Raw genomic sequence first — 9,910 nt, forward strand, 5'->3', positions numbered from 1 at the left:
ATGACGTCCGCAGAGATGTCCGCAGAGGCGGCAGCACAGCCGTCCGTAACTACCGCAGCGCTGGTCCTCGAGGACGGCACCACCTACCGCGGCCGCGCCTACGGCGCCACCGGCACGTCGTTCGGCGAGATCGTCTTCTCCACCGGCATGACCGGCTACCAGGAGACGCTGACGGACCCGTCCTACCACCGGCAGATCGTCGTCATGACGGCGCCGCACGTGGGCAACACGGGCGTCAACGACGAGGACCCCGAGTCGGGCCGCATCTGGGTCTCGGGCTACGTGGTCCGCGACCCCGCACGCCGCGTCTCGAACTGGCGCGCGCAGCGCTCCCTCGGTGAGGAGCTGGCCGCGCAGGGCGTCGTCGGCATCTCCGACGTCGACACCCGCGCGCTGACCCGCCGGCTGCGCGAGGAGGGCGTGATGCGCGCCGGGATCTTCTCCGGCGACGACCTGGTGCGCGGCGGCTACCCGCGCCCCGTCGAGGAGCTGGTGGCCGAGGTGCAGGCCTCCCCGCAGATGGCGGGCGCCAACCTGGCCCCCGAGGTCTCGACGACGCAGGCCTACACGGTCGAGCCGTCCGGCGAGCACGCCGGGCGCACCCCGGTCGCGACCGTCGTCGCCGTCGACCTGGGCATCAAGGCCATGACGCCGGCTCGGCTGGCGGAGCGCGGCGTGCGGGTCGTCGTCGTGCCCCAGTCCTCGACGGCCGACGACGTCCTGGGCGTCTTCGCGGACCTGCCCGACGACGCCCCCCGCGGCGTCTTCTTCTCCAACGGCCCCGGCGACCCCGGCGCCGCCGGCCACGAGGTCGAGCTGCTGCGCGCCGTCCTGGACCAGGGCATCCCGTTCTTCGGCATCTGCTTCGGCAACCAGCTCCTGGGCCGCGCGCTCGGCTACGGCACGTACAAGCTGGGCTACGGCCACCGCGGCATCAACCAGCCGGTGCTGGACCGCACGACCGCCAAGGTCGAGGTCACCGCGCACAACCACGGCTTCGCCGTCGACGCGCCGGTGTTCGCCGAGGACGGCTCGCCCGCGATCTCCGACGCCCCGCACGACGGCGGCCGCTACGGCCGCGTCGTCGTCTCGCACGTGGGCCTGAACGACCAGGTCGTGGAGGGGCTGACCTGCCTCGACCGGCCCGCCTTCTCGGTGCAGTACCACCCGGAGGCCGCCGCCGGCCCGCACGACGCCGCCTACCTGTTCGACCGCTTCGTCGGCCTCATGACGAACCCGTCGGCCTGGCCGCCCGCCCTCACCACCCAGCCCGTCCCCGCCGCAGCACAGCCCGCAGCAGCACAGCTCAACTCCGAGGAGAACCACTGATGCCTCGTCGTACCGACATCTCCTCGGTCCTGGTGATCGGGTCCGGCCCGATCGTCATCGGCCAGGCCTGCGAGTTCGACTACTCCGGGACGCAGGCCTGCCGCGTCCTGAAGGAGGAGGGCCTGCGGGTCATCCTGGTCAACTCGAACCCGGCCACGATCATGACCGACCCGGAGTTCGCGGACGCCACCTACGTGGAGCCGATCACCACCGAGGTCCTGACCACGATCATCGCCAAGGAGCGCCCCGACGCGCTGCTGCCGACCCTGGGCGGCCAGACGGCGCTCAACGCCGCCATCGCGCTGGACGAGGCGGGCGTGCTGGAGAAGTACGGCGTCGAGCTGATCGGCGCCAACATCCCCGCCATCCAGAAGGGCGAGGACCGCCAGCAGTTCAAGGACGTCGTCGCCAAGTGCGGCGGCGAGTCGGCCCGCTCGGAGATCGTGCACACGATCGACGAGGCCCTCAAGGCCGCCGAGATCCTGGGCTACCCGATGGTCGTGCGCCCGTCGTTCACCATGGGCGGCCTGGGCTCCGGCCTGGCCTACGACGAGGCGGACCTGCACCGCATCGTCGGGCAGGGCCTGCACTACTCGCCCACCACGGAGGTGCTCCTGGAGGAGTCCATCCTGGGGTGGAAGGAGTACGAGCTCGAGCTCATGCGCGACCGGAACGACAACGTCGTGGTCGTCTGCTCCATCGAGAACGTCGACCCCGTGGGCGTGCACACCGGCGACTCCGTGACCGTCGCGCCCGCGCTGACGCTCACCGACCGCGAATACCAGAAGCTGCGCGACATCGGCATCGCCGTGATCCGCGAGGTCGGCGTCGACACCGGTGGCTGCAACATCCAGTTCGCGATCGACCCGGCCGACGGCCGCATCATCGTCATCGAGATGAACCCCCGCGTGTCGCGCTCCTCGGCGCTGGCCTCCAAGGCGACCGGCTTCCCGATCGCCAAGATCGCGGCCAAGCTCGCCGTCGGCTACACGCTCGACGAGATCCCGAACGACATCACCAAGGTGACCCCCGCGAGCTTCGAGCCCACGCTCGACTACGTCGTGGTCAAGGTCCCGCGGTTCGCGTTCGAGAAGTTCCCCGCCGCCGACGACACCCTGACCACCACCATGAAGTCGGTGGGCGAGGCCATGGCGCTGGGCCGCAACTTCACGGAGGCGCTCGGCAAGGCCCTGCGCTCCATCGACAAGGGCGGCGTGCAGTTCCACTGGGACGGCGACGCCCCGACGGGCGACGAGCTCGCGACGCTGCTCAAGGAGATCGAGCGGCCCACCGAGCAGCGCCTCGTGCAGGTCCAGCAGGCCCTGCGCTCGGTCGGGGAGCCCGGCGGCACCACGCTCGAGCAGGTCTTCGACGCGACCAAGATCGACCCCTGGTTCCTCGACCAGATCCAGCTCGTCAACGAGGTGGCGGCCGAGGTCGCCGCGTCGCCCACCGTCACCGAGGACCTGCTGCGCCACGCCAAGCGGCACGGCCTGTCCGACGCCCAGGTGGCGGCGCTGCGCGGCATGGGTGCCTCCGGCGAGTCCACGGTGCGCGAGATCCGGCACGCCCTCGGCGTCCGCCCGGTCTACAAGACCGTGGACACCTGCGCGGCCGAGTTCGCGGCCAAGACCCCGTACCACTACTCGAGCTACGACTCCGAGACCGAGGTCGCGCCCCGCGAGCGGGAGGCCGTGATCATCCTCGGCTCGGGCCCCAACCGCATCGGCCAGGGCATCGAGTTCGACTACTCCTGCGTGCACGCCACGCTGGCGCTGGCGGAGAAGTACGAGACCGTCATGGTCAACTGCAACCCCGAGACGGTCTCGACGGACTACGACACGTCCGACCGCCTGTACTTCGAGCCGCTGACCTTCGAGGACGTCCTGGAGGTCTACCAGGCCGAGCTCGCGGCCGGTCCGGTCAAGGGCATCATCGTCCAGCTCGGCGGGCAGACGCCGCTGAGCCTCGCGCGGCGCCTGGCCGAGGCCGGCCTGCCGATCCTGGGCACCAGCCCCGAGGCCATCGACGCCGCGGAGGACCGCGGCATCTTCGGCCAGGTCCTGCTCGACGCCGGCCTCCCGGCCCCCGCGTTCGGCACGGCCCGGTCGCTGGCCCAGGCGCGCGACGTCGCGGAGGGCATCGGCTACCCGGTGCTCGTGCGCCCGTCCTACGTGCTCGGCGGCCGCGGCATGGAGATCGTCTACAGCGAGGACCAGCTCACCGGCTACGTCGAGCGGGCCCTGGCCGAGAGCGCGGCCGCCGCCGCCCTGAACGGGGCGCCCGGCACGCTGGCCGCGCCGCTCCTGATCGACCGCTTCCTCGACGACGCGATGGAGATCGACGTCGACGCCCTGTACGACGGCGAGGAGCTGTTCCTCGGCGGCGTCATGGAGCACATCGAGGAGGCCGGCATCCACTCCGGCGACTCGGCGTGCGTGCTGCCCCCGGTGTCGCTCAGCGAGGCCGAGATCGCGCGCATCCGGCGCTCCACCGAGGCCATCGCCAAGGGCGTGGGCGTGCGCGGCCTGCTCAACGTCCAGTACGCGCTCGTCAGCGACGTCCTGTACGTCCTGGAGGCCAACCCCCGCGCGTCGCGCACCGTGCCGTTCGTCTCCAAGGCGACGGGCACGCCGCTGGCCAAGGCCGCGGCCCGCGTGATGGTGGGCGAGTCCATCGCCGACCTGCGCGCGGCGGGCGTGCTCCCGGAGCACGACGGCGCCACGCTCGACCTGGGCGCGCCGCTGGCCGTCAAGGAGGCCGTGCTGCCCTTCAAGCGGTTCCGTACCCGCGAGGGCCTGGTCGTCGACTCGGTGCTCGGCCCGGAGATGCGCTCCACGGGCGAGGTCATGGGCTTCGACAAGGACTTCCCGCACGCGTTCGCCAAGTCACAGGCGGCGGCGTTCGGCGGGCTGCCGACGTCGGGCACGGTCTTCGTCTCGGTCGCCGACAGCGACAAGCGGCACGTGGTCTTCCCGGTCAAGCGCCTGGTCGAGCTCGGCTTCAAGGTGCTCGCCACGGCCGGCACCGCCAACGTGCTGCGCCGCAACGGCATCGAGGCCACCGAGGTGCGCAAGCACACCGAGGGCCGCGGGCCGGACGGCGAGCTCACCGTCGTCGGGCTCATCACCGAGGGGCAGATCGACCTCGTGGTGAACTCGCCGTCGGGCCAGGGCGCCCGTGCGGACGGCTACGAGATCCGCGCGGCCACGACGGCGGCCGACAAGCCGATCGCGACCACGGTGGACCAGCTCGCGGCCGCGGTGCAGGGCATCGAGGCGGTGCTGGCGGGCCCGTTCGAGGTGGCGAGCCTGCAGGAGCACACGGCGGCCACGACGGCGCGTCGCCCGGCGGCACACGCGTGAGCGCGGGTTCGAGCAGCGCGGGTTCGAGCGTCGCAGGTTCGAGCAGAGCGCCGTTCGGTGCGCGCCTCGCCGCCGCCATGGACGAGCACGGGCCCCTGTGCGTGGGCATCGACCCGCACGCGTCGCTCCTGCACGCCTGGGGCCTGCCGGACGACGTCACGGGCCTGCGGGAGTTCTCCCTGCGGGTCGTGGACGCGCTCGGGGGCCGGGTCGCGGCCTTCAAGCCGCAGGCGGCGTTCTTCGAGCGGCGCGGCTCGCGCGGCCTGGCGGTGCTGGAGGAGGTGATCGCGGCGGCCCGGGCCACCGGTTCGGGCAGCAGCTCGGGCAGCACGGGCACGCTCACGATCGTCGACGCCAAGCGCGGCGACATCGGCTCCACCATGGGGGCCTACGCCGAGGCATTCCTGGCGGACGGCTCGCCCCTGGCCGGCGACGCTCTGACGGTGTCGCCCTACCTCGGGTTCGGTTCGCTGACGCCCGCCGTCGAGCTGGCCACGGCCACGGGGCGCGGCCTGTTCGTGCTGTGCCTCACCTCCAACAAGGAGGGCTTCGAGGTCCAGCACGCCGTGCGATCCGAAGACGGTCCTGCGGGCAGCACCTCCGTCGCTGCCCTCATGGCGGCCCACGCGGCCGTGCTCAACGCGGGGGCGGAGCCCATGGGCTCGGTCGGCCTCGTGGTGGGCGCGACGATCGGTGACGCGGTGGCCGCTACGGGGACCGACCTGGTCGCCGTCAACGGCCCGCTGCTGGCTCCCGGTGTCGGCGCGCAGGGGGCGGGGGAGCGGGAGCTCGCCACGACCTTCGGCGAGGCCCGGCGGAACGTCCTGGCGTCGTCGTCCCGGGCGGTGCTCGGTGCCGGGCCGACGCCTGAGGCGCTGGTGAGCGCGGCGCGCGACGCGGCACGAGAGGCGACCGACGCCTTGCGTGGCTGATTTTTTCGGTTGACCGACGCGTTGGACACGTGTTGGACAAAGCGCCCACGATCCCTACGGATCGTGGGCGCTTTATTGTGAAATGTACTAAATGCTTATTTGCTCGGGTGCATGAGTTTTCACGAAGTGGCGTTCTGCGATTGCCGACCACTGAGGCGATGGCTACTTTCGATGCAGCAGTTCACACCAGACCGGTTGCGGGCCAGGTCACGGACTTGGGCATCGGGCCCGAGCGAGGACCGACGTCCCGAGTCAGAAGGCCGGTCGAGAGACGAGTAGGTGACTTGCGTGGCACTACCACCCCTCACACCCGAGCAGCGTGCGGCAGCACTCGAGAAGGCAGCCGAGGCGCGACGCGCGCGGGCAGAGATCAAGAACAAGCTCAAGTACTCGCAAGGTTCCCTGAGGGAGGTCATCGAGCAGGGCCAGAAGGACGACGTCGTCGGCAAGCTCAAGGTCGTCTCGTTGCTCGAGTCGCTGCCAGGTGTCGGTAAGGTTAAGGCCAGGGCGATCATGGAAGAGATCGGGATCGCCGAGACCCGCCGCGTCCGAGGCCTCGGACCGCACCAGTCGGCGGCGCTCATCGAGAGGTTTGGCTGAGATCAGTACGACACAACCCGCACGGCTGACCGTGCTCGCAGGTCCCACCGCGGTGGGCAAGGGCACGGTCTCCGCCGATGTGCGGGACCGCTATCCGCAGGTCTGGCTCTCCGTGTCGGCGACCACCAGGTCGCCGCGCCCGGGCGAGGTGGACGGAGTGCACTACCTGTTCGTGTCGTCGGAGGAGTTCGACCGTATGGTCGCCGCCGGCGAGATGCTCGAGTGGGCCGTGGTGCACGGTCGTAACCGGTACGGGACGCCACGGCGACCGGTGGAGCAGAAGCTCGCCGCCGGGGTCCCCGTGCTCCTGGAGATCGACCTCCAGGGTGCGCGCCAGGTGCGCTCCGCTGTAACGACCTCGGGCCTGGAGGCCCGGTTCGTCTTCCTCGCCCCGCCGAGCTTCGACGAGCTCGTCCGCCGGCTCGTCGGGCGTGGCACCGAGGACTCCGAGGAGCGCGAGCGGCGCCTCGCCACCGCGCGCGTCGAGCTCGCCGCCGAGGAGGAGTTCGACGTCTCCATCGTGAACGACGACGTGCACCGCGCCACGGACGCGCTCGTCGCCTTCATGGGTGTGGGTTCCACCACACCGGTCGGCTAACCGGGCGTGCTGCCTGCCGCCTCCGGGTGACAGAGCAGGTAGACTCGTTCTTCGGACTTTCCCCTTCACCCAAGACTTCTGGAGCTTCATCATGGCCGGAACCGTCGCCGCCCCCGAGGGCATCACCGACCCGCCGATCGACGAGCTGCTCGAGCGCATCGACTCGAAGTACGGCCTCGTGCTGTACGCGTCCATGCGTGCCCGTCAGATCAACGCGTACTACTCGCAGCTCAACGAGGGCCTGCTGGAGAACGTGGGCCCGCTCGTCGAGACCCGCAACCAGGAGAAGCCCCTCTCCATCGCGATGCGCGAGATCACCCAGGGCCTCCTCACGATCGAGGAGGTCGACCCCGCCGAGGTGCAGGCGCAGGCCGACGCCGCTGCCGCCGCCAAGGCTGAGCAGTCGCTGCCCGAGTTCCCGGCCTGATCCGGACGTGACGCGCGGGCCGGCTGTCTGCGGGGCGCCGTCCCCGTCGAAGGGTGACCACCGATGAGGATCCTCCTGGGCGTCTCCGGTGGCATCGCCGCGTACAAGGCGGTGCTCCTGCTGCGGCTGTTGCGCGAGCAGGGGCACGCCGTGCGCGTGATCCCCACCCGCGCGGCGCTGGAGTTCGTGGGCGCCCCGACGTTCGAGGCACTGTCGGGCGAGCCCGTCAGCACCGAGGTGTTCGACGACGTCCCGGGCGTGCAGCACGTGTCGCTGGGGCAGCACGCCGACCTCGTGATCGTGGCCCCGGCCACGGCCGACCTGATGGCGCGGGCCGCCGCCGGCCTGGCGGACGACCTGCTGACCACGACGCTGCTGGCCGCGCGCTGCCCGGTGGTGCTCGCCCCGGCGATGCACACCGAGATGTGGGACCACCCCGCGACGCGGGCGAACGTGGCCACCCTGCGCGAGCGGGGCGTGCACGTGATCGAGCCCGCCTCGGGCCGGCTCACGGGCAAGGACACCGGCCCCGGCCGCCTGCCCGACCCGGAGGAGATCGCCCGCGAGGCGGTCTCGCTGGTGGACCCTTCGCTGGTCGACCCTTCGCTGGTCGAGCAGTCTCAGGTCGAGCCTGTCGAGACCCTCGACCTCGCCGGCCGTCGCGTCGTCGTCTCCGCCGGGGGTACCCGCGAGGCGATCGACCCCGTGCGGTTCATCGGCAACCGGTCCAGCGGCCGCCAGGGCGTGGCCCTGGCGCAGGCCGCCGCCGCGCGCGGTGCCGTCGTGACCCTGGTCGCGGCCAACCTCGCGGCGGACGTGACCGACCAGGTCCTGACCGGGCCCCGGCCGTGCTCCGTGGTGCAGGTCGAGTCCACGGTCGAGCTGCGTGAGGCCGTGCGGGCCGCGGGCGCGGACGCCGACGTCGTCGTGATGGCCGCCGCCGTGGCGGACTTCCGGCCCGCCGTCACGCCCGACGCCAAGATCAAGAAGGTGCCGGGGCAGGGCCCCGCGCCGATCGAGCTCGTCGAGAACCCCGACATCCTGGCGGAGCTCGCGCACGAGCGGCTGCGGGCCGACCAGGTGGTGGTGGGGTTCGCGGCCGAGACCGGCGACGCCACCGGCACCGTGCTCGACCACGGGCGGGCCAAGGCGCGGCGCAAGGGCGCGGACCTGATCGCGGTGAACGCCGTCGGATCCGGGCGCGGTTTCGGCACCGAGAGCAACGAGGTCACCATCCTGGACGGGGCCGGCGACGTCGTCGGACTGGCCTCCGGAACCAAGCGCGAGGTGGCGGACGCCCTGTGGGACGCCGTCGCCAAGCTGCTGCCGTGACCCCCGTCTCACCTGCCAGGATCGACTTCTCGCTGTGCGAGACATTAGGCTGGGCCCCATGAGCGAGCTGCGCCTTTTCACGTCCGAGTCCGTGACCGAGGGTCATCCGGACAAGGTCTGTGATCAGATCAGCGACGCCATCCTCGACGCCCTGCTGGAGCAGGACCCGACGTCGCGCGTCGCCGTGGAGACCATGGTCACGACCGGCCTCGTGCACGTCGCGGGCGAGGTCACCACCGAGGCGTACGTCGAGATCCCGCAGATCGTGCGGGACGTCGTGCGCGGCATCGGCTACACGTCGTCCGCCATCGGGTTCGACGGCGACTCGTGCGGCGTGTCCGTCTCGATCGGCCAGCAGTCGCCCGACATCGCCCAGGGCGTCGACAAAGCGCTCGAGATGCGCGACGACACGAGCGACCTCGACCCGCTGGACGCCCAGGGCGCCGGCGACCAGGGCCTCATGTTCGGCTACGCGTCCGACGAGACGCCCGCCTTCATGCCCGTGGCCGGCTGGCTCGCGCACCGCCTGTCGGAGCGCCTGGCCGCCGTGCGCAAGTCCGGTGAGCTGCTGGGCCTGCGCCCCGACGGCAAGACCCAGGTGACCATCGGGTACGACGGCGACCGGCCCGTCGCCGTGGACACCGTGGTGCTCTCCACCCAGCACGATGCCGACGTCCTGCAGGAGAAGCTGCACGTCGAGGTGGCCGAGACCGTGATCGCCCCCGTGCTGGAGGCCGCAGGCCTCGACTGGAGCGGCGCACGGCAGTTCGTGAACCCGACCGGCAAGTTCGTCATCGGCGGCCCGCAGGGCGACGCCGGCCTGACCGGCCGCAAGATCATCGTCGACACCTACGGCGGCATGGCGCGCCACGGCGGCGGCGCGTTCTCCGGCAAGGACCCCTCGAAGGTGGACCGCTCGGGCGCGTACGCGATGCGCTGGGTGGCCAAGAACGTCGTGGCCGCCGGGCTCGCGCGGCGCTGCGAGGTCCAGGTCGCCTACGCCATCGGCAAGGCGCACCCCGTCGGCCTCTACGTCGAGACGTTCGGCACGGAGACCGTGCCCGTCTCGAAGATCACCGCCGCCATCCACGAGGTGTTCGACCTGCGTCCGGCCGCGATCGTGCGCGACCTGGACCTGCTGCGCCCGATCTACCGGGCGACGTCCACCTACGGGCACTTCGGGCGCGACCTGCCCGACTTCACGTGGGAGCGCACCGACCGCGTCGAGGACCTGCGCAGCCTGTTCTGAGGGCTCCTGAGGTCGGCAGCCTCCTGCGCGGTTGCTCCGGGGTCGGCACTCTGCATCGAGGTCGGCACAGGCCTGTGC

The 9,910-nt window shown here is 71.6% G+C and carries 8 protein-coding genes; all 8 read left to right on the top strand.

Going from position 1 to position 9,910, the window contains the following annotated elements:
• The 8 genes from carA (at position 1) to metK (ending at position 9,832) form a co-directional block, all read left to right on the top strand.
• Positions 1–1,329 (top strand): glutamine-hydrolyzing carbamoyl-phosphate synthase small subunit, encoded by a 1,329-nt coding sequence (gene carA / locus ACFU5G_RS16470; RefSeq protein WP_377246736.1) that lies wholly within the window; start codon positions 1–3, stop codon positions 1,327–1,329.
• Positions 1,329–4,694 carry a carbamoyl-phosphate synthase large subunit gene (gene carB, locus ACFU5G_RS16475; RefSeq protein WP_377246724.1) on the top strand — a complete coding sequence of 1,122 codons (3,366 nt, stop codon included), beginning with the start codon at positions 1,329–1,331 and terminating at the stop codon, positions 4,692–4,694. The genes carA and carB overlap by 1 nt, the downstream gene beginning before the upstream one ends.
• A 77-nt stretch (positions 4,695–4,771) precedes the next feature.
• Complete coding sequence (pyrF, locus tag ACFU5G_RS16480; RefSeq protein ID WP_377246739.1) at positions 4,772–5,626, top strand: orotidine-5'-phosphate decarboxylase; 855 nt, start codon at positions 4,772–4,774, stop codon at positions 5,624–5,626.
• 288 nt (positions 5,627–5,914) lie between these two features.
• On the top strand, positions 5,915–6,226 hold the full coding sequence (gene mihF / locus ACFU5G_RS16485; protein ID WP_020015403.1) for an integration host factor, actinobacterial type: 312 nt from the start codon (positions 5,915–5,917) through the stop codon (positions 6,224–6,226).
• Between the two features lie 31 nt (positions 6,227–6,257).
• Positions 6,258–6,824 (top strand): guanylate kinase, encoded by a 567-nt coding sequence (gmk, locus tag ACFU5G_RS16490; protein WP_377246727.1) that lies wholly within the window; start codon positions 6,258–6,260, stop codon positions 6,822–6,824.
• Between the two features lie 91 nt (positions 6,825–6,915).
• A complete protein-coding gene (gene rpoZ, locus ACFU5G_RS16495) occupies positions 6,916–7,251 on the top strand; it encodes a DNA-directed RNA polymerase subunit omega (protein ID WP_020015401.1) in 336 nt (111 codons plus the stop codon).
• Between the two features lie 63 nt (positions 7,252–7,314).
• The gene (coaBC, locus tag ACFU5G_RS16500) at positions 7,315–8,583 is read left to right on the top strand and encodes a bifunctional phosphopantothenoylcysteine decarboxylase/phosphopantothenate--cysteine ligase CoaBC (RefSeq protein WP_377246730.1); all 1,269 of its coding nucleotides are present in this window, start codon (positions 7,315–7,317) and stop codon (positions 8,581–8,583) included.
• 58 nt (positions 8,584–8,641) lie between these two features.
• Positions 8,642–9,832 carry a methionine adenosyltransferase gene (metK, locus tag ACFU5G_RS16505; protein WP_377246733.1) on the top strand — a complete coding sequence of 397 codons (1,191 nt, stop codon included), beginning with the start codon at positions 8,642–8,644 and terminating at the stop codon, positions 9,830–9,832.
• The last annotated feature ends 78 nt before the right edge of the window (positions 9,833–9,910 follow it).

Origin of the sequence: Promicromonospora sp. NPDC057488 (assembly GCF_042802395.1) — a bacterium.
Lineage (GTDB): Bacteria > Actinomycetota > Actinomycetes > Actinomycetales > Cellulomonadaceae > Promicromonospora.